This window comes from Virgibacillus ihumii, assembly GCF_902726655.1.
GTDB classification, from domain to species: domain Bacteria; phylum Bacillota; class Bacilli; order Bacillales; family Amphibacillaceae; genus Lentibacillus; species Lentibacillus ihumii.
Window position 1 is genome coordinate 2,090,425 of the sequence record NZ_CACVAN010000001.1, and the last position, 24,602, is coordinate 2,115,026.

The window sequence follows — 24,602 nt, forward strand, 5'->3', positions numbered from 1 at the left end:
GATGGCGGTGGCTGCCATCCGTATCTAATGATGATTCGCTCCTTTTTGCCGGAAGCTTCCCGGTCAACATGTCAGTCAAATAATTTCGGATCATACAGGTAAAGTAAATTGCCAGTGGATCATGGTTAGGCTCGTAGGATTCAGAGGTGTGGGAGACTGTGTTACCCATTGTAGCCCAATTGGAAGAAGCGTATGAAATACTTGATGAGATGGTTAAATGATTACATAAAGAAAACACCCCATATCGTCTGATCAGGGGTGTTTGTAAATGTGAATTCGCTGACATAGCGGATTTGGATCTTTGCCGGTTCGCTCATTTTGTTTTATTTTCCCGAATTCTGGAACACGTTTTGCAGCCCCATGCTTGTTAAGGACGCGCTAACTTGGGTTTTTTATATTCAGCCTTTCGCTTATATACAACTTTACCTACCTCTTCTATTCCTTTTACGGAAGGCGCAACAACACTAATCGCATCAACCGCTTTTCCAACCTTATAAGAAAAATTATCGGGGTATTGAACTTTGACTTTTTTAATCATTCAGCACACCTCCAAATAGATAGTTTACACTAGACAACAATTCATGGTTCACTACAAACAGTTGATTAAAATTGCTCTCAGTAAGATTCCCTCTACCTCGAATGTGTATAGTTAAAACTAACTCCTTACCTATAGGATAGCATAAAAGGTATGTATTTACCAAAAAATCCTCCAATAAAATAACTTGCTCTTCAGAATTAAGGAAGCTATCCACAACTAAGATTTTATTACCTTCTTCCCTCTCATTGTTTATATTGAAAGGGTAAAACTTATTCCTTCCTTCATTACCTGCAATTTGCTCTAAGCCTTTTTTCTCAACTACTTTCCATATCCCAGCTCCAACTACATTAAAACCATCTGGAGGCATAAAAGAACTTCGGAAAGCTTCATATAAATGTTCATATTTATTAACACTGTCACTTAGTAAAGATTTTGTGAATTGCATATAAAAACCTAACACCATGTTACTTTTATTTAATTGATCTTTTGTTTTTTCTAACAAATTTATCGGATCCTTAAACACTCCATACCTACGAATTGCTTGATTAATCTGTTGAGAAGCCCGACTAACAGCTGAAACATAATCGCCATCAGCCCTTATTTCGTAGTCTACAGTGGTTAAGCCATTTAAATCAGAGGGCAGAATATATTCATGTCTACCTTCTCCAGGTTTATTTCCAACCCTATCCGGAACAATAAAAAACACACGCCCTTTTCTTAATTTCCCCCAAAACAGACCCATTTCAAACAGAGTATTATCACGTGTTTTGAGCATTTTCTTCCCTCGCATCTCAACGACATCATCAGGCGAAAATATAAAAACTGCATAGTCATTACTATCTAATTGTTTTTCTAGGCTATCCATATTATAATCATTAACCTGGAACACACCGGCATACCAAGGCGTGACTTCCGCGTAATAATGAATTTGCTCATGTATTGCATTAACATAATCCATAGATTCCCGGGCCGAGCCAATAAATACTTTTGGTTTATGATTCTCCATTTCTCCTCCAAAATAAATTCGTTTTTTTCTATTATATCTTATTTTATTGTCGAAATGTTAGATTAATTGTAATTTTTAAGAGGATTTACATGAAAAATAAAAATGAATAATTGAATTTCGAACACACTGGAGGTCTGACACCATATGCAAGGTTCACTATACTGTCTCATCCCCCAAACTCCGCCAACAACCGCTCAAACTCCTCCTGTTTCGCATGATCCAAAACCGCATCAGCCGCCTTCTCCACACGCGGCTTCTTCTCCTCCCGCTCCCGAAACCAATCCGGAATCACCTCACCACCAGCCGAATCACCCCGATAAGCCCGCTGCTTTCGAAATGCCATTTCATCCGCTTCAGCCTGTTCAACCGTTCGAATCCCTTTCTTTACCCATGCTTTCAAGATACCTTTCACATAGCCGAAATTTGCTTTATTTTGCTCCAATGCGCGTTTCATGGCATGGAGAACAAGCGGATCACCCATGTCAGCAATCCAATTAATTATGTCATCGGCAAGATACGAACTGATAGCGCCGAAGTTTTCCTGGTAAAATCGGATAGCGTCCGAAGTAGTAGTTACTATTGGTTTCTGTTTTGTTTCGGTTTGATTTATGTATTGTTTAAATAATGGGGCCGTACTGTGGTCCGGATTGTGGTCCATATTGTAGTCCGTGGAGTGGACTGAACTGTGGACCAAACTGTCGGCCATGTCCTGGTCCGCTTTCTGATTCAAGGCAGGAACCACAACAGCACTTTCTTTTTCTAAATCACCCACTAACCGATTACCACTCGACAATACCGGCTGTTCCAATCCGGATTCCATGTCAAACGCCGCAGCCACACCCTGCTCAAGTTGATCCACTTCCTCATTCACCACCTGCTGAGCAACCGGCAACCCTTCCCCGCCATACATTTCCAGTCGAACCTGCGAAATCATGCGATACGTGGCTGACTGATTTCCATTACCCGGAATTACGTTGATATAGCCTTTATCCTGCAATTCAGTGCGTGCCCGTTTAAAGGATGAGCCTTTCACACCGGATTTTGTCTCGATTAACGTAGCAGGGACAGAAAATGTCTCCCGCCACCCGCTTTTGTTGCTGAAATGCATCAACGTGTGCCACAGTGCCACAGCCGATCCTGACAATGGATTGAAAATAACCTGATCATAAAATGCGTTCATTTCTTTAATATAGTTCATATGCCTTTCCCCGTTTCAAATGAATTTTTGGGACAAAGGGACAGGTTCCTTGTCCCAGATGTTTGGGACGATGAACCTGTCCCCTTGTCCCACGACAAGAAGCCTGTCCCGCCTTCTTACAGACCTTCTTCCCATTGCAGCTTTTCCCGGAACGCCGGGTCACGCAGCTTCATTCGCACCTGCTTGCCCCAACTTTTGACAGCCTCAACGGTCGTATTCTCCGTAACAGCTATTTCTGTATAGGACATGTCTTCGATGATATGGTAATAAATCCATTTCCATTGCCTTTCCGTCAGATGTGATTTTAAGGATTTCCAAAGTGCAGGATCGGTCAGCGGAAGGGATTGCTCGGATACGAGTCTTAGATCCACCTTACCCCGAAGACTGTGATGATTGCCTTCTGTGATCTGGGTTAACTCTTCTTTAATGGCTTTCTCCTGTATATTTTGATGCGTTGTTTCCTTGCGTAAGTGGTCAATCAGACGATTCCGTATAATGCAGTTAAAGTATGTAGCCATGGGGCCTTTGTCCGGCTGGTATTTTTCGTACGCGTTCCACATGGCGATTAAGCCTTCCTGAAAAAATTCCTCGTGCGGATCATTAATGTTCAACTTATGGATTTGAAAGTGGATCCTCCGCTTGTTCTGCTCAAAAATTTCCTCAAATGATATTCGGTTGTCCATTCGCATTCTTCCTTCGCTATAATGTGATAAAAACTCCTTCTCATAACTACTATCGTTACAACCTTTCATTTGGGGGCAAAAAACGAACTATTTTTTTGCCTAAAAAAACACTATAAATCTAGTATATACGTTTCATCGTGTGAAATCCGTCCGTAAGAGGGGCTGTGCACGCGACGGGGTATTGCGAAATGGCGGTGGATGCCATCAATAATTCAAAACCGACTCTTATGCCGAACGTTTATGAAGAGGCACTTTTCCTGTCAGGGAGTCAGTCAAATAATGTCGGGTTATACAAGTGAAGTAGATCGCCAGAGGGGCATCGTCAGGCTGGTAAGGTTCGAAGGGTTTCCACATTACCATTAAACCTTCCTGAAAAAGATCATTGTCCGGTCTGCTGATGTCTATTTTGCGTAATTGGCAGCGGAATCTCCAAGCATTTTTCTCAAACAATGAGTTAAACGTTATTCGGTTTTCCATGTGATTTGCTCCTTTGTAGGTGATAAAAGTGAGAGGGCTTGGGTACAGCAATACAAGATGGATATACGGATCATATACACTGAGGATTTAACTTCAAGAGGGAGTAGAACAGAAAGGATAAAGAGAACCTATTTTTCAAGATCACGTACGATCTGTTTCATCTCATCGTGAAAATAACTAGGGATATTCAATATTGTGGCCATTTGATAGAAATTCGTAATGACCGTGTTACTTTCCCCTCTTTCAATACGTCCAAGATGATTTTCTGAGATATCCAATTCTTCTGCAAGTTCATACATGGTGAAGCCATTTTTCTCTCTATATTGCCGTATTAGTTCTCCAAAACGCATAAGCAATTTCTCTTTATCCACGCCAATCCCCCTTCTCCAAGAATATTATCCTTGTTGAAGAGCAATCCGTACACAACATATATGTTGTAATTTGTGATTTTGAGTATTTTTTCACAGTAGCACCGCATATCCCCAAAATAAAGAGTCATTGGAACAAAGTTTGTTCCAATGACTCTTTATTTTATCTAAATCTATAGTGGAATTGGGAGACATCTCCTTCGTTACTAAACTAACGATATTTTACTTTTTCGAGGTTTTAATAAACTGTTTCTATATCAAACAACAACAGCTTTCTTATTGGTTTTGGCTTGTAATCTGTAGTACTTGAAGCTAATTTTACATCTTCAATATTCTCGCAATTCATTTCATTAATGGCGTTACTTATCAATTTGACATCATATTCCACTTCCCGGCTTGCACCAGATTTCGGCTGAGATAAGGTGAAAATATCCGTCCTAATTTGCAAAAATCATCCGTTTTTGGCTGGAATAGTGTGCAACTTTATAACATTACTTAGGATAATGTCGAATTCGCCATCATAATCAAACTACGAATCAATCGATAGCTCTCTATTATATCATTACTTATAAAATTTACCGCCAGTGGTGTTAGTCTCTCCACCACTGGTAAAATTTCGGCAGCATCCGCCAATCCTGTATTCAAAAATTCCACTTGTACATTCAATGGAGTGTCAATTACAAATGGTGACATACTAGCCATTGTGGACAAAGCGGCTGCTGACTTCTCCCTTATAATAGACCGTGCCTTTATTGGGTGAAGATTTTGGGCACTAGTTCGATTTATTGTCTTTTTGACAACCGCTCGTTGAATGTTTGGTACGTATGTAACTACTTCATTGACAAGCAGATCACACCCCGAAACAAATACTACCGGTACACCGTAATAACCCGCAACAAGGGCATTTATACCGAATTCCCCATATTCAACTCCATTGATGAGTATAGACTTAATGATACGACCACTAAATGTGTGATTCAAAATACCATCCGCACCCATCCTGGTATGATAACCCACGAAAAAAGCAGCATCAAACGTCTCATCGATTCCTTCCATCATTGCCAGCTTTTTAGGGGACCCAAGTATTAGTTCAGCCTCCGAAAATAAATAATCCTGTAGAATGTTTCGCATTGTTCCATGCGAATCATTAACTACTATTTCCCGAGCCCCTTCCTGCAGTGTACCTTCGATGCATGCATTCACCTCATCTGTCATCAATTTCCTTGCCAAATCATGTTCCTTGCCATCCCTGGCTGTATGTTCCCTACCAACAACGCCTGAAACCCCTTCGATATCTGCAGAAATGAATACCTTCATTAATAATTACCCCCCTTTGAAAATAAAAGAACGTAACACTGCACAGTCTTGAGGAACAAGCTATATAATTTATCAATTTGCATACTCCTTATTTTGCAATTGAAATTCAGCTGTAATCTTTCCAACCGTATTTCCCGCCATGTTCTTAACAGTAGGTTCAGTATACAATTTGAGCTTAGATTTAGTCTCCTCATCTCCAATCTTCAATTCTTCTAATACTCTCATTGCGGCCACACTAGCTGCTCTCCCATTTCCATCCTCTACCTTTATCGCAATACCCAATCCTGAATCAACCAGCCCTATGCATTGGACACCTTCAGCCCCAGCTTTAGCTACGATTCCACCATCAAATGCATTCATTAAATCTGTATCAAAACGATTCGTACCGGCAACCATTTCCGGGTATTCCATCATTGAATTTCTTATAGTTCTAAGAGATTCACTATAGGTTTGATCTATCATTCTTCCAGGTTGAGATAGACAAGCAAAACCTTTGGCTATTTTTTTTAGTGGTAGCTGATGAACTGGTACACCACAACCATCAACACCAATGCCTATAGCCTCTTTATTAAAATCACAAATGGTTGAAATCACATTCAAAATCCGTTGTTGATGTGGATGATCCAATTCCCTATAAGTACTTGTGTCCTCATTCAAATAAGCACAAGTTGCCAGCATCCCCGTATGCTTCCCGGAACAGTTACTATATACCGGCGTTAAATCCTTATCATCGCGAATCAACTTTTTATAGCTTTCAATATCCCTGGGAATATGAGTTCCACATTGTAATGATTTTTCACCTTCTCCTACCTTTTGCAGCAAAGATAAAACCCTGGAACGATGTATCGGCTCTCCATTATGCGAAGAACAAAATAGTGCAATATCTGCCGCATCAAATGAAAAATTTTCGGCTGCCCCTGTTTCTACTGTTGGAACTGCTTGAAATGGTTTCATAGAGGATCTTGCAAATGTTGGACGATTAGGGTCTCCATATGAAAACAGAACTTCCCCATCGCTATTTACCACTGCAACATCAACCTCATGTACACTCTCTAAATAACCTCCACGATAAACATGGATCGGGCTTTGTTGTTCACTCATTTCTATCACCTCAGATATATAATTTTCTAGTCATACAGATGACATGCCACCAGTTGGCCCTCATCCACATCTCTCAACTTTGGTTTTTCAGTCTTGCATTTTTCCATAGCATATGGGCACCGTGTATGGAATCGACATCCATTTGGAGGGTTCGCAGGACTTGGTATATCACCTTTTAAAATAATACGATCCCTTTTAACAGTTGGATCAGGAATTGGTATGGATGATAACAGAGCCTGTGTGTACGGGTGCTTAGGTTGGTCATATATAATATCTTTGTCAGCTAGTTCAACTATTTCACCGAGATACATCACACCAAGTCGGTCACTAATATGCTCCATCACACTCAAATCATGTGATATAAATAAATATGTTAAACCAAGATCGTCTTGAAGATCTTGTAAAAGGTTAAGTATTTGTGATTGTATTGAAACATCCAGAGCAGACACTGGTTCATCTGCAATAATAAGCTTAGGGTTTAATGCCAGAGCCCTTGCCACTCCAATTCTTTGCCTTTGCCCACCACTAAATTCATGCGGATACCGATCCGCATAATTTGTATTCAAACCTACTATATCCAGTAACTCATTCACTCTTTTTTCAATAGAAACTTTATCATATTTATGGATAATTAAAGGTTCAGATATTAATTCTTTCACTCTCATCCTAGGATTTAAAGAAGCATACGGATCCTGAAAAACCATTTGAAAGTTTTTACGGACACTTCTTAATTGTGTATCGTTTAAACCACTTATTTCCTGTCCATTAAAGTGTATACTACCGCTTGATGGGGGAAGTAAATTCATTACTACTCGTCCTGTGGTTGATTTTCCACATCCGCTCTCCCCCACCAAGCCAAAAGTTTCCCCCTCAGCAATGGTAAAAGAAATATCGTTAACTGCCTGTATTGCGGTTTTATTCTTTTCAAAAAGCCCCTTTTTAACAGGGAAATGTTTTTTTAGATTTCTAACTTCAACTAAAGGCTTTCCCATGCTCTTCCTCCCTTGTCTCTGACTCTTCTTGATATAACAAACAACGGCAAGAATGATCATCTTTAAGAAGTTTCAATTCCGGATCCTTTGAATTACAAATATCCATAACATGGGCACAACGGGGGGCAAACTTACAGCCCTTTGGCATGTTGCCTGGATCGGGTACATTTCCAGGGATTGAATTCAATCGTTTAGTTCCTTGACGAAGTTTTGGGACCGATTGAATTAGACCTTTTGTATATGGATGTTTCGGGTTAGCAAATAATTCGTATACATCTGCTTCTTCAACTACCTTCCCCGCATACATAACTACAACCCTGGAACACATTTCAGCCACAACCCCCAGATCATGTGTAATTAGTAAAATGGAGGTCTTTTCTTCTTTTTGCAACTCATTCATAAGTTCAAGTATTTGTGCTTGAATTGTTACATCCAACGCTGTAGTGGGCTCATCAGCAATTAGAAATTTAGGGGTACATGACATAGCCATTGCAATCATCACCCGTTGCCTCATACCTCCGGAAAGTTGATGCGGATATTCATAAATCACTTCATTTGCACGGGGAATCCCTACTAATTCAAGCATATTTATAGTATGTTCCCGAGCCTTTTTTTTGTTAAATTTGAGATGTAGAAGAACGGCTTCTTGAATTTGTTCACCAATCTTTTTAACCGGATTTAGTGAAGTCATTGGCTCCTGGAAAATCATAGCCATATCATTTCCTCTTACCTTTCTCATTTGTCTCTCACTGAAATCTAATAATTCTTTTCCGTCAAATCTGACTGAACCTTCCATTACTCTCCCGGAAGTATCACGAAGAAGCTGCATGATAGAAAGAGAAGTTACACTTTTACCGCTTCCTGATTCACCCACAATACCGAGTGTTTCTCCTTTACGAACGTGAAAATCAACACCATCAACTGCAGCAACTTTACCCTTGTCTCCTAAAAAATGAGTTTTTAACCCACTTACTTCTAATATGTTCTCATCCATCAGAAACGCTCCCCCTTTTTAATTTTTAATCTTAGGATCCAAAGCATCTCTCAATCCATCGCCAAGTAGATTAAAAGCAAGAACCGTTAGAAAAATTGCTAGACCAGGGAAGAAAGTTATATGTGGATGTGTACTAATATAATCCCTGCCCATGCTTAGCATTGCTCCCCACTCTGGGGTAGGCGGCTTTGCTCCTAAACCAAGAAATCCTAGACTTGCAGCAACCAAAATTGCATTTCCAATCCTCATTGTGAAATAAACGATGATGCTTGAAACGGTTTCAGGAAAAATGTGTTTCCAAATCATCCGTTTGTTCGTAGCCCCAATAGATCTGGCAGCTTCCACAAAAACCGATTCTTTCGCAGACAAGGTGCCACTCCGAACGATTCTTGCAAATGTAGGCACAGTAAAAATAGCAATAGCAATAACCACGTTTGTTAGTCCAGGTCCCAAAATTGCAATAATTCCGATGGCTAGCAACATTCCAGGGAAAGAAAATAATACATCACACCCTCGCATAATCAAACTATCCAACCATCTTCCGTAATAACCACTGATCAAACCAAGAATAGATCCAACAGCAGCCCCCAGAAAAACTGAACTGATACTGATAAGCAAGGAGATTCTGGATCCTACAATAATTCGGCTAAAAATATCTCTGCCATAGGCATCAGTCCCAGCTAAATGAGAAGCGGAAGGTCCTTTAAGGATACTGCCATAATCAGGTTCTGCAGGTCCATAAGGCGCAAGATACGGTCCAATAATCGCTATGATTAACAAAATTATGATAAATAACCCTGATGCCAGAGCAGTCTTTTGTTTTTGAAACTTCCTCCAAAAATCCAACCATAACGTAGCTTTTCTTTTTTCCACGACATCATTCTTGTATTCTGATTGTGCAGTCATTTTCGTTTCAGACATTTTACTCACCCTCCTGCTAATCAAGATTAATTCTCGGGTTGAGGACACCATATAGCAGATCGACAACCATGTTAATTAACATAAACTCTAATGCAAATAATAGAAGTTCAGCCTGTATCACCGGATAATCCCTGAACGAAATAGAATCGATAAGTAAACTTCCCAGCCCCGGCCAACTAAACACTACTTCAACAACAATGGAACCACCTAATAAAAAACCAAATTGAAGACCAGTCATTGTAACGATCGGAACCATTGCATTTCTTAAAGCATGTCCCCAAACTACCTTGTTTTCGGATAGCCCTTTTGCACGTCCTGTTCTGACAAAATCATCTTTTAATGTATCCATTAATGAAGAACGAGTGAATCGAGCTATTACAGCAGCCACTGTAGTTCCCAACGTTAAGGAAGGAAGGATGTAACTTTGCCAAGAATCATTCCCGCCTACTGGTAGCCAACCTAATTTTACCGAGAACAATTGAATGAGGAGTAAGCCAAGCCAAAAGGAGGGCATGGATATACCAGATACAGCCCCGAACATTCCTGAAAAATCCTGCCACTTATTTCGATTTGTCGCTGAAACAACTCCGATTAATAAGCCAATTACCAACGACCATGCCATACTAGAAATGGTTAACCAGAAAGTGGGCATAAACCTTGATACAATCACCTCAGAAACAGGTCTCCCTGTTTTTAATGAAGTACCAAAATCCCCTTGAAACAAACCTTTCATATAGGAGAAATATTGTTTCCAAATCGGTTCGTTCAGACCAAGTTCTTCCGCTACTAATTGAACTTCTTTAAATGTTGCCTGTTTACCGGCTACAAGTCGGGCAGGATTACCCGGTATTAAATGTACAAATAGAAAGACAAGAACTGAAATAACAAGAAGAATTGGAATAAGCTCAAGAATTCTTTTTGAAAAATATCGAAAAAACAAATGTTCCCCTCCTTTTTAAGAAGTTGGGGGCTTATTCAATAGCCCCCTTTCAGTTATTTTACAATTTTTGCATCATGGGTACTTAATGACCCATCAGGTAACAAATAAACACCTTCCAAATAATTTTTCTTACCACTAATCGTATAATCAATTGTCAGGAAAGCCCAAGGTGCATCATTCCAAATTGATTTTTGTATTTCCGCATAAAACTTTTCCCTCTCGTCCGGATTAGCTGTAAGAAGTGCATCATTAATTAATTTAGTTACTTTGTCATTTGAATAATAAGCAGTATTATATGATTTTGGCGGGAATGCCTCTTTGCCGCCTAATAAAGGACGGATTCCCCAATCCGCATCACCTGTTGATGGAGACCAACCACCATAATACATTTCTAGTTCGGTTTCCTTTGGCTTTGTGGACCAGATTTTTTCCGACATTGTTCCGGTTTCCATAGGAACTATTTCAACCTCGACGCCTATTTTTGCTAGCTGTTGTTGAATAAATTGCATCCCTTTCATGGATGTGGAATTGTTTCCTCCCCACAAAGTAGTCTTAAAACCATTTGGGTACCCTGCTTCTTTCAATAGTTGCTTTGCTTTTTCCGGATTATACTCATATACCTTTTGTTGCGAATAAAATGATGTTTTAGGAGCGATTACGGAATCAAGTGGCTCCCCAAAACCTCTTTTAACTACTTTAATGAATGCCTCTTTGTCAATACCATAGTTTATTGCTTTACGAACCTTTACATTGTTAAACGGTTCTTTCATATTGTTCATAGCCATATACCGTACTACTATAGAAGGCTCAGCCTTTACCTCTATTCCATTTTTACCATCAATTTGCTTAGCTTGTTCTGGTGGAACAGGGAAAATAAAATCTGCTTCACCTGTTTTAAGCTTTGCAACCCTGGATCCATTTTCAGGGGTTGGTTCAAATGTGATTTTGTCAACTTTGGGATAACTATCCTGCCAATATTGATCATACTTTACAACGGTTAAATGATCTCCCGGGACCCACTCTTTAAATTTAAACGGTCCTGTACCAACTGGATTTCTAGCCACTTCTTCCCCGTATTTCTCAAGCGCTTTCGGGCTAATAATTCTGCCAGCTGGATGAGCCAAATTATTAATGAAAGCTCCGAAAGGTTTTTTAAGTTTTATTTTCACGGTATATTCATCAACAACTTCTGTACTTTCTACCATTGCAAACAAACTGTGACGTTTTAGATTATTGTCCGGATTGGCCAAACGATCAATATTAACCTTGACCGCTTTAGCGTTAAATGGGGCACTGTCATGGAATGTAATCCCTTTTTTCAATTGGAAAGTGTAAACTAACCCATCATCACTAATCTTATAATCCTTCGCTAAAACAGGAACAACTTCCATCCCTTTACTAAATCCAAACAGACCTTGAAACATAGTTCTTTGTACTGACCCCGACAATGTGTCATTTGTGTCATGCGGATCCATACTAATAAGATTCGCATCAACAGCAATGGTCAGATCGTTACCTTCTTTTGCAGCAGTCACTTGAGTCGAGTCTTTACCTTTTGATTCAGAGTTGTTTGAACAACCACTGAACAGCACAAGCAAAATAACTAGGCTTGCTGCTAAGGCGAAAACTTTTCTTCTGTTAAACATCAAATTCCTCCTTATAAATTGTTTAATTCTCCTTCTACTGTTTTATTAGCAAATATTATGCCAATTAATAGATATGTAACAATTCCGCAACAATTCAATAAATTGAAATTACAATAATCAATATATGGTGAACCATTTCTAAATTAATAAGTAAAATTGGGTAACCATATAAATAAAAAAACAGAAACATTGATAAATGCTCCTGTTTTCTTTAACCTTTGTTAATTTTTCAATCACCTTTATTATTTAGATATTCTAATAAACCACTGCCTTTACTCGTAATCTCACTTCCTCTGCGGCCACGGGAAACATTGATCAAACCCTTGCTTCGCAACAACTTCTGCCTGTATCTAATCTGTTGATCAGATAGGTTATATCCGCTATTTTTAAGAAAGTTCAACATCCGATGTCTACCTGATGAAGATACAGCATTTTTTGAAAGAAACTCTAAAATTAAAATTATTTCATCCGCAAATCCTCGTTCATAAAAGAATTCTATCAAATTATGGTAATCCTGATTTTTTTGTTCCTCCATATTTAAAAAACGGAAGTTTGCCAAGAAAGGCAACTGTTCCCTATATACGGTATCATCACAAACATGAGCAAGATATTCTATAGTGTTCTGCAACTCTCTTATATTTCCCGGCCAATGATAACTTTTTAGTGCATCAATTGCATTTTGAGAGAATATGAACGGTGTACGCCCCAGCTTTCTTGAAAACTTATTAACAAAAAGTTTACTTAACCATCCAATATCACCAATTCTCTCTCTTAATGCGGGAAGACGAATAGGTAGGACATTCAAACGATAAAATAAATCCTTTCGGAAATCACCGACCTTTATTAATTTTTCCAAATCTTTGTTAGTCGCGGCTATAACCCTTAAATCAAGGGAAATCATCTGCTCACCACCTACCCGTAAAATTTGTTTTTCCTGCAGAACTCTTAATAGTCTGTTTTGAATTGTTGGAGAAGCATCGCCAATTTCATCCAAAAAGATAGTTCCTTTATGTGCTTGCTCAAATAATCCGCTGCGTCCATCTTTTTTGGCACCCGTGAATGAGCCTCCTTCATATCCAAACAACTCACTCTCAAGCAAACTTTCAGATAACGAGGCAAAATTCACCCCAACAAAAGGGTGGTACGATCTTAAGGATTCATTATGAATCGCCTGTGCCAATATTTCCTTCCCTGTCCCAGTTTCACCTAAAATTAAAATGGTTGAATCACTCTTCGCTAACTTTTTAGCTATTTTTATAGATTCAATAATGGTCTGATTTTTAGAAACCATATCCTCAAATGTATATTGGGCAATAAAGTTTTTACCTTTGATCTTATTTCTGTAATTGTATTCAATTTGTCGAATTTCATTAGTCCTTCGAAACATTAATAAAGTTCCAAAGATTTCATTGTCTACATATACATCTTTTTTACGAATATAGTAAGCGATTCCATTTATATCTTTAAAGGTATCTTTATCATCCTTTATCGATTGAACCCCCTTTAAAAATGTCGGCGGTATAACAACTTGAATTTTTTTGCCTATCATATCCTGACCTTGTAGATTTAGGAGATGCAAAGCTTTTTGATTTATCATATTAATAATCCCATCTTTTGAAAAAAGAAGGATTGCATCATCTATATTGTTTACGATCTGCTCTAAACTGTTCCTTAACGACTTTGCAGTAAAAATTTCCTGACTTAGTTCCCCTGTTAAATGAACCAGGGATTGAATATTGCGCGCGGATAAACGATTCAATTCAAAATCTGAAACTTTAAAGTGATTAAAGATCTCAATTATTGTGGAAATATCTACAAATCTTGAGCCAATGTTTATAATCTTTTCAACCGATGAAGGTACAAGGTGAGCATCCCCCGGTGTAACCGCAATTTTAATATCTGAGTCAAACCTTGCCCCAGGATAATAAGATTGGAATTTTAAAAGAATACCAGTTTCTTTAATCACAGAAATCGTTTCCTCCGCCGCTTCTTTCATATTACTTACAAGAAGTACCTTTTCTCCTTTAGGTATATCAAGCAACTCTCTTATATTCGCAAAGTTAATCATTCTCTTGGCAAGAATATACGGGGTATCTTTCGGAAAGTAAGGTTTAACCATTGGCAATAATATTTTACTGGATAATAGGACAATGGTGTCTTTCGTTATCATAGAGTGAAATAACTCATCAACAGTACGTGCCTGTATCTCGAAGTATTCATCTATCTTAATTTCCTGTAATTGCTCAATAATGGTTTTCAAAGTATGCTTTTGATATGAGACGACCATAATAGATCCATAAGTGCTCATAAGGTTACCTCCAATCTTCCCATTAATTACAAATACTTTCATTTATCATTAACATCTATAGCATTAATTAGAAGTTTAAATAAAGCAAGAAAATTCCTCAGAAATAGGTTTGTTAAAATAACCTTCTCAGATTATCTACTGTCTGCAATTTTTGGGGTACCAACCAATCAGGATGAATGAATGCATCATCAAAAGACAATAAAAATTTTTCTATTTCCATCAAAAATGACCACTCCCACCTCAGCTGGTGAATAAATTTCTCCCGCGTTCCTTTAAAACCAACAAGTTCGATTAGCTTATTTAACATTTCAGCCTGCCATATTGACTGTATTGGGGAAAATCCGCCAATATCCTTAAATCGAAACCATTTATGGTCAATAGATAGGGCGTGTGGAAAATAGTAGGCGTATACCTTCTCAAACTTTTCCTCTGTTTTAAGTGAAAGCTTTTGGCCATCATGTACACGGAGTTCATATCGTCCCTCGGTGCTATTCATATGCTCTAATTGTTCGGGATCAACGAATGTAAGCCATATTTCAGTTTGAGCCCCCTCAACAGGCGCGATTATCGCAGGTAATGATCCATACGGAGCAAGAAAGGATCCATAGACAATATCAGTATCTTGAATGCTACCACGCAAACAAATAACAAAATCACTTATTTCTTTATTCAGACTAAATTTATATTTCAACTGGGCTAAGCAAACATTTGAACCATAAGCGACCAATGGAACACGCTTTGAAATAGGAAGGAAATTATGCTCATTTAATAATGACCGCACTGTTTTTTCAGTGATTGATCCCCCTGCAAACGAGCCTTCCAAAGGTTGCGACTCAGAATATTGAATGACTAGATTTTCAACCGGCATTCCTTTTTCCTCAATAATTTTATGTGCTCTTCCTTTAAAATAAATGAAAGAAGAGGATGGTCTTGGTCCTGGATAAATATCAGGATCATCATAAGGACTGAGTTCAATTGGTTTGTGTTCCATATACATCTAACCACTCCTTACTGTATATTGAATACTTTAAAGTTACCAAATTTTATCTAATTTAAAATTATATCTTTAAATGCATTTTAAAACAATAAGGATTAAAAGAAACCCCTTTCTGCTTCCTGTGCAATTCTAAAAATAAACATAGTACCGGTAAAGCAGAGGTTTTACCGTTTCCTCTTTTCACTCTAGCTAGGTTTACAAGGCATCAGACTTGCCTCTTTAACGACATACCTTGTTGAATGGATAGTATCCGTAAGTAGTATGGTTGATGTCAGTTGATGAAAGGTTAACGTTTACTTTTAAATTCAGTGGGTCGAACCAGAAGGAGAATGGATTGAATTGTATACCCAGTGGCTATTCCTCATCTTCTTAAGAACATTGCAAAATAATGAAAGCATGAAGAAACATAAGAACCGTCCCTATGCTTATACCATATAGCGTCTCTTTGTGAAACAGGGGGGGACGCCCTTTTTCCAACACTGACTGAAATACGTGAAAAGTGCTGCGGGAATAACGTACAAACCTGAAATAATGTGGTAATATAAACGATTTAATGTCGTTATAAAGGGTTAAGCTGGTCCTTTTATAATGAACATGTAATGCGATTAAAAATAGACCATGGTTTATCTATAGAGGAAATTGCCATAAGCACTAATTGCAGTACATCGAAAATAAAATCCTTTACACAGGATAAGCGTATCCCTTTGCACATACGGGGAATAGCTGTTGAGAATTTTAAGAGCCTCTTGAATTCCGTAGTATAAACCTCATAAAAAAGTATGCCTCTCTTCCTTGGTTTGTTTGGTATGGCGATTAAACAATACCATAAAAAGGGCATACTTTTCATAATTTTTTAATGCATTAAATCCACAACAATTCTTGAAGAAAACTCAGGTGTTTCATATTCTATTCCATCCGTTTTCAAGTTAAATGCAGCAACGAATGTACCATTTTCAACCCTATAATTTATACTGGATATAACTGGGCTGTTGTTTATATCAATGGTTCCCCCTTGTTCATCTAATTCCCCTTCAATTTCTCCATAAGGAATTTTCAACAGTAAGTTACCATCCTTTTCTTCTATCTCATAATTATTCACTGTCTTGTTCAAATCAAATACAATCCTCGAATAAGCTGAATGTATTCCATATCGGATATTTTCAACTTGTGTGGCTGATACGTTGACAGTCCTGCTTGCGGTATAATCACCATACGAAGCTACTATTTTACCCTGTCCTTCCCTTTTTGCATGAAAAACACCATCTTCAACATACCCGATATCATTTGAAGTGGACCATTCAACCGATGAAGGCTCAATATCCAGCTTTTCACCGTTTTTATCATATCCTTGTACAGTTAATTCAACACTTTGGCCTGGAACCGCTGTTAAATCAAGTGGTAATATTCCTAACACGCCTTCGTCTTTATAAGGTTGAGCACCACTCGGATATGGATTATATAATAAATATTGGTTACGCACTTCGTTTACCCAAGTATTGAATTCATCTTCCCAGGACTTTATAATATGATCAACTGGTTCATCATTCATAATCATCTCCGGTACTTCCGGGTCCCCAATAAGATTCGCATAACTGGAAGTCATCTCAAACTTTTCCGGATTTTGATCCCGCATTGCATCCACCAGGTTTAAACCTAATTTAACCAAATTGATTTGTGATGGATCATCAATATGCACTTGAACCCCGCCAACTAATTCACCTTCATATTTCCCAAACATTGGTGTGAAATATGCTGGTCGGAAAGTTACCCCTGAAATATTCCGGTTATTCATTTCATTTGCTAAATCTTCACCATCAATCCAAGGCGCCCCAACCAATTCAAAAGGTTTGGTAGTCCCTAGACCCGTGCTTAACGAAGTGTCATCCAGCAACTCCGTCCCAGCGTACAAATATGCAGTTTCTTTAGTTGGTATGTTTGGTGATGTCATTACCCATGGAAGACCGGTGTCTTCAAAATGCATGGTGCGTTTCCAGCCTTTCATTTTAACAACCTTTAAATCTACTCCCATACTATACTCATGATTCCACATCGTTGCCAATTCACCAACTGTCATTCCATGTCTTACCGGCAGCAAAAATCTTCCCATGAAACTGACCGTATCTTCTGATCGAAGCGGCCCTTCCACCTTAGTTCCGCCAATTGGATTCGGGCGATCTAATACAATCAATTCTTTATCATATTCTGCAGCTGCCTCCATGGCAAAACCCAGTGTATATATATACGTATAAACATTCGACCCAATATCCTGGATGTCAAATAGTAACACATCCACATCAGCCAGCATTTCTTCTGTTGGTTTCCATGTTGGTCCATATAGACTATACACGGGAAGACCAGTTTTCTCATCAATATATGATTCTACATATTCCCCCGCTTCACGGTTACCCCGTATACCATGCTCCGGTCCAAATAATGCAGTTAAATTAACATCCGGGTGGTTATACAATAAATCAACACTGCTTTCCAGATTGCTGTCAACGCCTGTCGGATTAGTTATTAACCCAACTCTTTTATTTTCCAGCCAGTCTAACTTTTTGTTCAATAATACTTCAATGCCTGGAACAACCTTCCCGTTTCCATTATTACCGTTCCCCTCTGCACTGGAAGTTGCCAACAAAGATGTCACTAATAACGTTAAAACAAGTGCTGAGAAAATGTATTTGATATATTTCACGAAAACACTCCTCATCTATTATTAGTCTTCCGAAGTACTCCATGTTTCCTACTCCAGCTTTTTCTTACTGTCCCCCTCTATTAACTGATTCAACTTTTTATTCATTTCATGTTGTTTACGATACATTTCAATCATTTCCTGAATTAAATCTCTTTCCGACATCACAGTCATCAGATGATCCTGAGCATGAACTAAAATAACCGACACACTGTCTATTTTTTCTTTTGCATCATCCTGCAGGAATTTCGTTTGTACCTTATGTGCTTCCAAGAGCTCATTTGATGCTAATTTTATTTTTGCATCCACTTGTTCAAAATAATCGTTCCTTGCGTCCTGTAAAGCCTCATGTAAATATCCTTTGGCGTTCCCCGCATGCAATATAATATTCATTGAAAAATTTTCATGGTTCATCTACTAGCCCTCCATAATGGATTAAACCGACAGCGTGCTCATCAATCCAGTTTTTAATTTTGCTGTTTACAAGAATATCTAACTCTTTCATTCTAGTAAAATTATAGCTGCTCTTATTACTTAACCACGAATCCAAAAATGCAGGGTGACACATAATTTCTGTAACTCCCGGTTGCAAACCGGAAAATAGATTCAGTAAATATTCAAGTGAAACGTGATCATCACCATAAAAATCGTATTGAAAGTAGTCACTTGTTAAAATAGACCCGGATAGCATGGAATCTGAAAATGACCTTACAGGGAGTTTGTATTTTTCGGCTACTTCCGCTACCGCTTCCATTCCACAAGGGATATGGAGGTGCATGTGGTGATGACTATCAATGTGCGTCACATCTACCCCCGACCTAAAAATCAATTCAAGCTGGTATTCAAGTTCATCTTTTATATCTTGTCGTTTTGCAGATTCTATCAGCTCCTGACCTTTTAGGAATTCACCCCTGTTATCTGTTAAACTGCTGACGAAAGAGGACACCGGTTGACCAGCATCCAGAACAAGATGTAAGCCTACCCCAAGATCAGGATACCTTTTCACTTCTTCAAGGCTTTCCTTTGAAAAGTCTGTATTAACCATTGCCGTTGTACTCGTCAATATACCATGCTGATGAGCATAAAGTATCCCCGCAGATACACCTGGAGTTAAACCGAAATCATCAGCATTTACAATTAATCTTGTGGAATTCATCAAAAGACCCCTCAATCTTCCTTCATTGCAGCAACTTCCTCATCTGATTTCTCTTCTTGAAGAAGCTGTTTATCATATAATCGGAAGAATGGATAATATATAGCCATTGCAACGATTAAGTTGAATGTCATTAATACGCCACCACGCCAATCACCTGTTGTTAAAACTCCTGAAAATGGCGGGGGCGTCGTCCAAGGAACGATAATATATGGCTTACCAACCAGCCCTATTGACATTGAAAAATACGTTATTACCCCTATAACTAACGGAACAAGTATAAATGGAACCACCAAAAGTGGGTTCAATACAACAGGAGCTCCAAATATTACTGGTTCACTGATGTTAAATACACTTGACCAAATGGAACCCCTTCCAAGATTTTTAAGATGTTTCGAGCGCGCCCGCCAGACAAATAATATTGTCAGAGCAAGTGCCATACCTGATCCACCAACGGCAAACCAAATTGCCATAAACGGTTGACCTATAATGTAAGGCAACTCTTCTCCGGCTTGCTGAGCTGCTACGTTTTGTTCAGTTAAACTATACCAAATCGGGGCCATAACACTGGCAACAACTGAAATCCCATGGATACCAAATGACCACAACAAGTGAATAAGAAAAATGGCTAATAGAGCACCCCATAAACTACTGCCAAACATTTGTAAAGGTTCACGAAGAACAGCACTTACCACACCATGCAAGGATAAATCGAATGAGAATTTCAAAATAAGATCCGCGCCCCAAACGACTGCAATAATTACAGCCCCGGGAATGAGGGCGGTAAAGGCACGCCAAACTGATGGTGGAACACTCTCGGGCATTCGAATAACAATATTTCTTTTTTCAAAGAAATGATAAACTTCAACAGTGAATATCGCCAAGACAATTGCAATAAATAACCCTTCACTACCCATTAAATTGAGCGGAATATTACCTTCCTCTGTAAGTGGTGTCGCTACAAAAAATGCAGCTATACTGAGTACACCAGCAGACAGTCCATCCATTTCATAATTCCTGGCCAGACTGTATGCAATTGAGAATGCTGCCACAAGACCAATAAGCCCAAATGTGGCGTTTACCGGAATACTTAGAGCCTCGGCATACGGTGCCATGAAGTCTGACCATGATGGTACCGGTGGTGAAGAAATGATTAAAAAAATACTACCAATAATCAATAATGGCATGGTTGCAATTATCCCATCCCTGATTGCCTTTAAATGACGCTGTTCGGCCATTTTTCCGGCAACTGGCATGAAATAACGCTCCATAAAAGCGTTAAAACGATGCATGAATCTTCCTCCCCCTTTTTAAAAATTTATTTACATAATTTAAGTGCTTGATCCAGCACTTTCTCCCCATTCGTCATTCCATAAGCTTTCATATCGACAATATCGATCGGAACCTTTGCCGCTTCAGCTTTCTTATACAATTCATTCTTCTTGTAGCGAATTTGCGGTCCAAGCAGAATCACATCTGAATTTTTAAGCTGCTCCTCGATATCATCAACCGAGTGAGCTTCGATTTCCACTTCAATGGATCTGTCGCCTGCTGCCTTTTTCATTTTCTCAACTAATAAACTCGTGCTCATTCCTAAAGCACATAATAATGTGACCTTCATTAGATGACCTCCCCCTTTAATTATCATGTTTCGAATTGTGTGTCAGAACCGAGGCAAGTACTGCCTATTCACTTCGAGCATTTCGTCCAGAATACGATCCGCCCTCCCGGATGACGGTATCAATGGATGTAACGTCAAAGCCTGAAGGGCCACCCCTCTGTCTCCACTCACAGCAGCTTCAACTGTTAATTCTTCATATGCCTTAACATTTTGCAGCAGTCCTCGGATTTGAGGTGGAACATTGCCAACCTGGAGCGGTGTGATTTGATGACTTTCAACAACACAATTCACTTCGATGCTGACATCATCCGGCAAACAGGAAATGGTTCCATTGTTCCGGACGTTTAACGTATGGATATTTTTTGCATTCAAATGAATTGACTTAATTAAATTGATTGCTGCCTCTGAATAATAAGCTCCCCCACGCTGTTCCAAAGCATCTGGCTTTTCTTGGACGTTGGGATCTTTATAGATTTCAAACAGTTCTTTTTCCACTTTTTGTACCTGATCCGCCCGTGTTTCATTGTTCTTGAATTGATCCAGTTGTTTTTCAAGGATTTGATCTGTTTGATAATAATACTTGTGATACCCGCATGGTATGGCTCCAAGCGACTGAAGAAACGCTGCATCCCATCCAAATGATGGAATGTTTTTCGCTTCATACGTTTCGGATTTTCCGGTTAAAACATCCTCTAACTTTGACTGACCTTTAATATACAAATCAGTTATCCAAATAAGATGATTAATTCCTGTGAAATTAATACTTACATCTTCCATATCAACGTTGTATGCTGTTGCAAATTTCTTATAGAAATTAATTGGATTGTTGCATAAGCCAACCACTTTTACATTGCTGTGTTTTAAAATAGCCTCCGTGATTACACCGGCCGGATTAGTAAAATTTAATAGCCATGCATCCGGTGCAAGCTCTTCAATGTCCCTGCAAATATCGAGCATTACCGGAATGGTCCTTAGTGCTTTCATAAACCCTCCCGCACCGGTAGTTTCCTGACCGATCACACCATGTTTGATTGAGATGTACTCATCGTTTCTTCGCATGATCAATTGGCCCACCCTGATTTGCGTGATAACATAGGCAGCTTCCTTAATAGCTTCTCGTCGGTCAAGTGTAGCCACAATCTTTATCCGGCAGTTTGCTTTTTGAACCATCCGCCTTGCCAGATCTTCAATGATGGAGAGCTTTTCCTTTCCTTCAGCAGTATCTACCAGCCATACCTCAGAAACATTCAGGACATCCTGGTTATGAATAATTCCCTCTAACAGTTCCGGTGTATATGAAGATCCACCCCCAATCACAGCCAGTTTAACTGGTTTCATCATTGTTGCACCCCCTTCATTACATGAATTTATTTGAATTGGTTTCATTGTAATATGAAAGCGCATTCCTATGAAGCCAGTCTTTTTCCGTTGACTGTGGAAAAACTTAAGTGCATATAAAAAGCACAATAAATAAATATTGTACTTTAGGTGTTCATAATTTTATTTTTAAATTGCTTATACGACCGGCACTGGAGTAGCTGTTGTACAAGCTTTCTGTTGTCCACAAGTTGAACCAACGAACTAAACATTGGTTTTAAATCATCCTTCTTGTTCCTGTTAACATTAAGCAAAAACACGATTTGTACCAATTTGTCTTCCCATTTTATTGGTCTTTTTAATGTGACGATTGACCAAAATGTAGAATCTGTTTTTGGTTCGAGGGGATGCGGGATGGCAACAAGGTTTCCAAAGCTCGTCGGAGAGTACCTTTCCCGTTCCAAAACAGAATCAATATAATCACCTTCAACTATTCCGTCCTTCATCAGCTTGTTTCCCAAAAAGCGAATTACCTCTTCAGGTAACTCAAATTCTCGATTTAAGAAGGTGTAACGTTCATGCATATATCGTTCAATGACAGAAGTTCCTTTCGTCACAATTTTTTCAATTTGATCCACATCACTGTCGCCGAGTATTGTACTTACTTGGACGACAGGTATTCTCAGATCTTCTTCAATCGGAACTGTACTGACAATGAAATCAATATCACCTAACGACTGATAACGTAAATTATATAATTCCGTCGTACCTTTAATATTTAACGTATCGCCAAATCTGTCTTTCAATTTATATAATAATAACTGTGCACTGCCTAATCCTGATGCACATACAATCAGACAGTTTCTTCTATTGGAAGATGTTCTTTTCATTCGTTCCTGAGCAGCTTCAATATGTAGCGCTAAATACCCGATTTCATGCTCGTCAACATTAATTCCAAGTTTTTCATATAACACTTCAGAACCAATTAACGCTGCCTCAAAAGAAGTTGGGTATTTCGTTTTAATCTCTTCCAGCATTGGGTTCCTTATATTCATTTGAAATTTGTACCGGTTTATTGCCGGCTTTAAATGTAATGACAAATTCCACAGCAATTCCTCATCATTCGAGAGCTGGAATTGATATTTCTCATCTATTCTGTTTATCATTTCTTTTACAAGCATACGTGTTTCCCCGTCAATTACTGAATTCATCTGTTTCTTGTCATGATTTGGACCCACCAGCTTTGTCCCCTGCAAATGAATAGCGAGGTATGCCATTTCATTTTCCGGAAAATTTACCTCGAGTGCTGCTTCAATATCCTGCAAGATTTCCTCAGCTACTGCAAATTCTTTCGTATCCTTCATCTCGTATAACTCTTCATGGATAATCTCAACTTGGTTATTTTCCCTAATCCGCTTACAGGCAATAGCCAAATGTGTAATTAAATTTTGCAAACTAACATCAGAAATAATAATGTTGTGCTTTCTCAGTTGGGATAAGATACTGTTTCGTATTATCCGCAAATCATTTTCAGGCAAAGCAGCCAGCCAATCATGATGTTCTTCCAGCACGGCAGGTTTCAGGTTAAAGATGTACTCCGAAATACAATACCTAATTTTCGATTCACTGCCATTAACTTTAATTCCATAGTTTGGCTTCTGATCAAGGGTCAAATCAAATTTCTTAAGAATTCCCCGGACCTTTTTTAAATCACTTTGCAATGTAGATCGGCTGATGTACAATTCATCTGCCAATTCTTCCATCTTTACATAACCTGAATCCAATAATACCCGCTCGATTAAAAAAGTAACACGATCACCAGGTTCATCCGGTATTATTTCTTTTGTTTCTTCTATGTCCTGTAAAAAATTTTGAAGTAAGCCTTCCTCCTCCATCTCAAGCGTATATCCTTTACCCCGATAGGAATTAATTTTCATGTTATGATTTCGTAACAATGAATATAACTCTTGAATATCATTCCGTACCGTTTTTGAACTCACTTGCAAATCAGTTGATAACTGTGAACTTGTAATAGGCTCTTTAGCCGTCTTTAGTATTTGTAGTATTTCTTTCCATCGGGAATTCATTTGAGAAACCCCTTCTTTTGAAAACGATTTATATTACTTTAAATATTAGCATGAATTTATAGATAGGAGAAGTAGACTAAATAATCCTACCCAAATTAGTGGGTGGAATTTTTACCATTTAACGCATTGTTTGTAGCAGTTGAGACATAAACAACCGGTACTTCAATTTAAAGAACACATTACTTGATTTTAGTCCTGTCTATCTCCCAAAAATATTGTTGTAATATGTTGTAATTAATTTGTAAC

General features: G+C 38.6%; 21 protein-coding genes and 1 pseudogene. All 22 read right to left on the reverse strand.

All coding sequences use genetic code 11. From position 1 onward, the window contains the following. Window positions 1-367: 367 nt before the first annotated feature. The 22 genes and pseudogenes from HUX68_RS10145 to HUX68_RS10250 all read right to left on the reverse strand — a co-directional run bounded on the left by HUX68_RS10145 (window position 368) and on the right by HUX68_RS10250 (window position 24,356). Window positions 368-538 carry a hypothetical protein gene (locus tag HUX68_RS10145; protein ID WP_174614717.1) on the reverse strand — a complete coding sequence of 57 codons (171 nt, stop codon included), beginning with the start codon at window positions 536-538 and terminating at the stop codon, window positions 368-370. Further along, window positions 531-1,544, reverse strand: a complete 1,014-nt coding sequence (locus HUX68_RS10150) for a TIR domain-containing protein (RefSeq protein WP_174614718.1) — start codon at window positions 1,542-1,544, stop codon at window positions 531-533. The genes HUX68_RS10145 and HUX68_RS10150 overlap by 8 nt, the downstream gene beginning before the upstream one ends. Before the next feature lie 166 nt (window positions 1,545-1,710). Then, window positions 1,711-2,742, reverse strand: a complete 1,032-nt coding sequence (locus HUX68_RS10155; protein ID WP_174614719.1) for a DnaD domain-containing protein — start codon at window positions 2,740-2,742, stop codon at window positions 1,711-1,713. A gap of 116 nt (window positions 2,743-2,858) precedes the next feature. After that, entirely contained in the window at window positions 2,859-3,425 is a 567-nt protein-coding gene (locus HUX68_RS10160) for a sigma-70 family RNA polymerase sigma factor (RefSeq protein ID WP_174614720.1), read from the reverse strand. 225 nt (window positions 3,426-3,650) lie between these two features. Next, complete coding sequence (locus HUX68_RS10165) at window positions 3,651-3,902, reverse strand: sigma-70 family RNA polymerase sigma factor (protein ID WP_174614721.1); 252 nt, start codon at window positions 3,900-3,902, stop codon at window positions 3,651-3,653. Between the two features lie 128 nt (window positions 3,903-4,030). Further along, window positions 4,031-4,273, reverse strand: a complete 243-nt coding sequence (locus HUX68_RS10170; protein WP_174614722.1) for a helix-turn-helix domain-containing protein — start codon at window positions 4,271-4,273, stop codon at window positions 4,031-4,033. Between the two features lie 492 nt (window positions 4,274-4,765). After that, window positions 4,766-5,587, reverse strand: a complete 822-nt coding sequence (locus HUX68_RS10175) for a M55 family metallopeptidase (protein WP_174614723.1) — start codon at window positions 5,585-5,587, stop codon at window positions 4,766-4,768. Window positions 5,588-5,659: 72 nt separating this feature from the next. Then, on the reverse strand, window positions 5,660-6,688 hold the full coding sequence (locus HUX68_RS10180; protein WP_174614724.1) for an asparaginase: 1,029 nt from the start codon (window positions 6,686-6,688) through the stop codon (window positions 5,660-5,662). Between the two features lie 26 nt (window positions 6,689-6,714). Next, window positions 6,715-7,680 (reverse strand): ABC transporter ATP-binding protein, encoded by a 966-nt coding sequence (locus HUX68_RS10185; RefSeq protein WP_174614725.1) that lies wholly within the window; start codon window positions 7,678-7,680, stop codon window positions 6,715-6,717. Continuing rightward, on the reverse strand, window positions 7,661-8,674 hold the full coding sequence (locus tag HUX68_RS10190) for an ABC transporter ATP-binding protein (protein WP_174614726.1): 1,014 nt from the start codon (window positions 8,672-8,674) through the stop codon (window positions 7,661-7,663). The genes HUX68_RS10185 and HUX68_RS10190 overlap by 20 nt, the downstream gene beginning before the upstream one ends. An 18-nt stretch (window positions 8,675-8,692) precedes the next feature. Then, window positions 8,693-9,580 carry an ABC transporter permease subunit gene (locus HUX68_RS10195; protein ID WP_174616421.1) on the reverse strand — a complete coding sequence of 296 codons (888 nt, stop codon included), beginning with the start codon at window positions 9,578-9,580 and terminating at the stop codon, window positions 8,693-8,695. Between the two features lie 31 nt (window positions 9,581-9,611). Further along, the gene (gene gsiC, locus HUX68_RS10200; RefSeq protein WP_174614727.1) at window positions 9,612-10,535 is read right to left on the reverse strand and encodes a glutathione ABC transporter permease GsiC; all 924 of its coding nucleotides are present in this window, start codon (window positions 10,533-10,535) and stop codon (window positions 9,612-9,614) included. A 53-nt stretch (window positions 10,536-10,588) separates the two neighbouring features. Then, on the reverse strand, window positions 10,589-12,181 hold the full coding sequence (locus HUX68_RS10205) for a glutathione ABC transporter substrate-binding protein (protein ID WP_174614728.1): 1,593 nt from the start codon (window positions 12,179-12,181) through the stop codon (window positions 10,589-10,591). A gap of 229 nt (window positions 12,182-12,410) precedes the next feature. Then, entirely contained in the window at window positions 12,411-14,489 is a 2,079-nt protein-coding gene (locus HUX68_RS10210) for a sigma 54-interacting transcriptional regulator (protein ID WP_174614729.1), read from the reverse strand. Window positions 14,490-14,601: 112 nt separating this feature from the next. Further along, window positions 14,602-15,486, reverse strand: a complete 885-nt coding sequence (locus tag HUX68_RS10215) for a hypothetical protein (protein ID WP_174614730.1) — start codon at window positions 15,484-15,486, stop codon at window positions 14,602-14,604. A 1,456-nt stretch (window positions 15,487-16,942) separates the two neighbouring features. Beyond that, window positions 16,943-18,196 (reverse strand): annotated as a pseudogene (locus tag HUX68_RS10220) (exo-beta-N-acetylmuramidase NamZ family protein); the annotation flags it as partial. Between the two features lie 33 nt (window positions 18,197-18,229). After that, a complete protein-coding gene (locus tag HUX68_RS10225) occupies window positions 18,230-18,592 on the reverse strand; it encodes a PTS lactose/cellobiose transporter subunit IIA (RefSeq protein ID WP_174614731.1) in 363 nt (120 codons plus the stop codon). Beyond that, window positions 18,582-19,334 (reverse strand): carbohydrate deacetylase, encoded by a 753-nt coding sequence (locus HUX68_RS10230; protein ID WP_174614732.1) that lies wholly within the window; start codon window positions 19,332-19,334, stop codon window positions 18,582-18,584. The genes HUX68_RS10225 and HUX68_RS10230 overlap by 11 nt, the downstream gene beginning before the upstream one ends. Window positions 19,335-19,345: 11 nt before the next feature. Further along, window positions 19,346-20,623, reverse strand: a complete 1,278-nt coding sequence (gene celB / locus HUX68_RS10235; RefSeq protein ID WP_174614733.1) for a PTS cellobiose transporter subunit IIC — start codon at window positions 20,621-20,623, stop codon at window positions 19,346-19,348. A gap of 26 nt (window positions 20,624-20,649) precedes the next feature. Further along, window positions 20,650-20,952: a PTS sugar transporter subunit IIB gene (locus tag HUX68_RS10240; protein WP_174614734.1), complete on the reverse strand. Its 303-nt coding sequence runs from the start codon at window positions 20,950-20,952 to the stop codon at window positions 20,650-20,652. A 42-nt stretch (window positions 20,953-20,994) separates the two neighbouring features. Continuing rightward, window positions 20,995-22,293: a 6-phospho-beta-glucosidase gene (locus HUX68_RS10245; RefSeq protein WP_217424799.1), complete on the reverse strand. Its 1,299-nt coding sequence runs from the start codon at window positions 22,291-22,293 to the stop codon at window positions 20,995-20,997. A gap of 143 nt (window positions 22,294-22,436) precedes the next feature. Further along, on the reverse strand, window positions 22,437-24,356 hold the full coding sequence (locus HUX68_RS10250; RefSeq protein WP_174614735.1) for a BglG family transcription antiterminator: 1,920 nt from the start codon (window positions 24,354-24,356) through the stop codon (window positions 22,437-22,439). Window positions 24,357-24,602: the final 246 nt, after the last annotated feature.

Coding starts and splice junctions, on each gene's coding strand:
- HUX68_RS10230 (WP_174614732.1), bottom strand. CDS start 19,334: ATGAATTCCACAAGATTAATTGTAAATGCTGATGATTTCGGTTTAACT.
- celB (WP_174614733.1), bottom strand. CDS start 20,623: ATGCATCGTTTTAACGCTTTTATGGAGCGTTATTTCATGCCAGTTGCC.
- HUX68_RS10225 (WP_174614731.1), bottom strand. CDS start 18,592: ATGAACCATGAAAATTTTTCAATGAATATTATATTGCATGCGGGGAAC.
- HUX68_RS10250 (WP_174614735.1), bottom strand. CDS start 24,356: ATGAATTCCCGATGGAAAGAAATACTACAAATACTAAAGACGGCTAAA.
- HUX68_RS10205 (WP_174614728.1), bottom strand. CDS start 12,181: ATGTTTAACAGAAGAAAAGTTTTCGCCTTAGCAGCAAGCCTAGTTATT.
- HUX68_RS10245 (WP_217424799.1), bottom strand. CDS start 22,293: ATGATGAAACCAGTTAAACTGGCTGTGATTGGGGGTGGATCTTCATAT.
- HUX68_RS10180 (WP_174614724.1), bottom strand. CDS start 6,688: ATGAGTGAACAACAAAGCCCGATCCATGTTTATCGTGGAGGTTATTTA.
- HUX68_RS10155 (WP_174614719.1), bottom strand. CDS start 2,742: ATGAACTATATTAAAGAAATGAACGCATTTTATGATCAGGTTATTTTC.
- HUX68_RS10165 (WP_174614721.1), bottom strand. CDS start 3,902: ATGGAAAACCGAATAACGTTTAACTCATTGTTTGAGAAAAATGCTTGG.
- HUX68_RS10160 (WP_174614720.1), bottom strand. CDS start 3,425: ATGGACAACCGAATATCATTTGAGGAAATTTTTGAGCAGAACAAGCGG.
- HUX68_RS10190 (WP_174614726.1), bottom strand. CDS start 8,674: ATGGATGAGAACATATTAGAAGTAAGTGGGTTAAAAACTCATTTTTTA.
- HUX68_RS10175 (WP_174614723.1), bottom strand. CDS start 5,587: ATGAAGGTATTCATTTCTGCAGATATCGAAGGGGTTTCAGGCGTTGTT.
- HUX68_RS10210 (WP_174614729.1), bottom strand. CDS start 14,489: ATGAGCACTTATGGATCTATTATGGTCGTCTCATATCAAAAGCATACT.
- HUX68_RS10195 (WP_174616421.1), bottom strand. CDS start 9,580: ATGACTGCACAATCAGAATACAAGAATGATGTCGTGGAAAAAAGAAAA.
- HUX68_RS10240 (WP_174614734.1), bottom strand. CDS start 20,952: ATGAAGGTCACATTATTATGTGCTTTAGGAATGAGCACGAGTTTATTA.
- HUX68_RS10215 (WP_174614730.1), bottom strand. CDS start 15,486: ATGTATATGGAACACAAACCAATTGAACTCAGTCCTTATGATGATCCT.
- HUX68_RS10145 (WP_174614717.1), bottom strand. CDS start 538: ATGATTAAAAAAGTCAAAGTTCAATACCCCGATAATTTTTCTTATAAG.
- HUX68_RS10185 (WP_174614725.1), bottom strand. CDS start 7,680: ATGGGAAAGCCTTTAGTTGAAGTTAGAAATCTAAAAAAACATTTCCCT.
- HUX68_RS10150 (WP_174614718.1), bottom strand. CDS start 1,544: ATGGAGAATCATAAACCAAAAGTATTTATTGGCTCGGCCCGGGAATCT.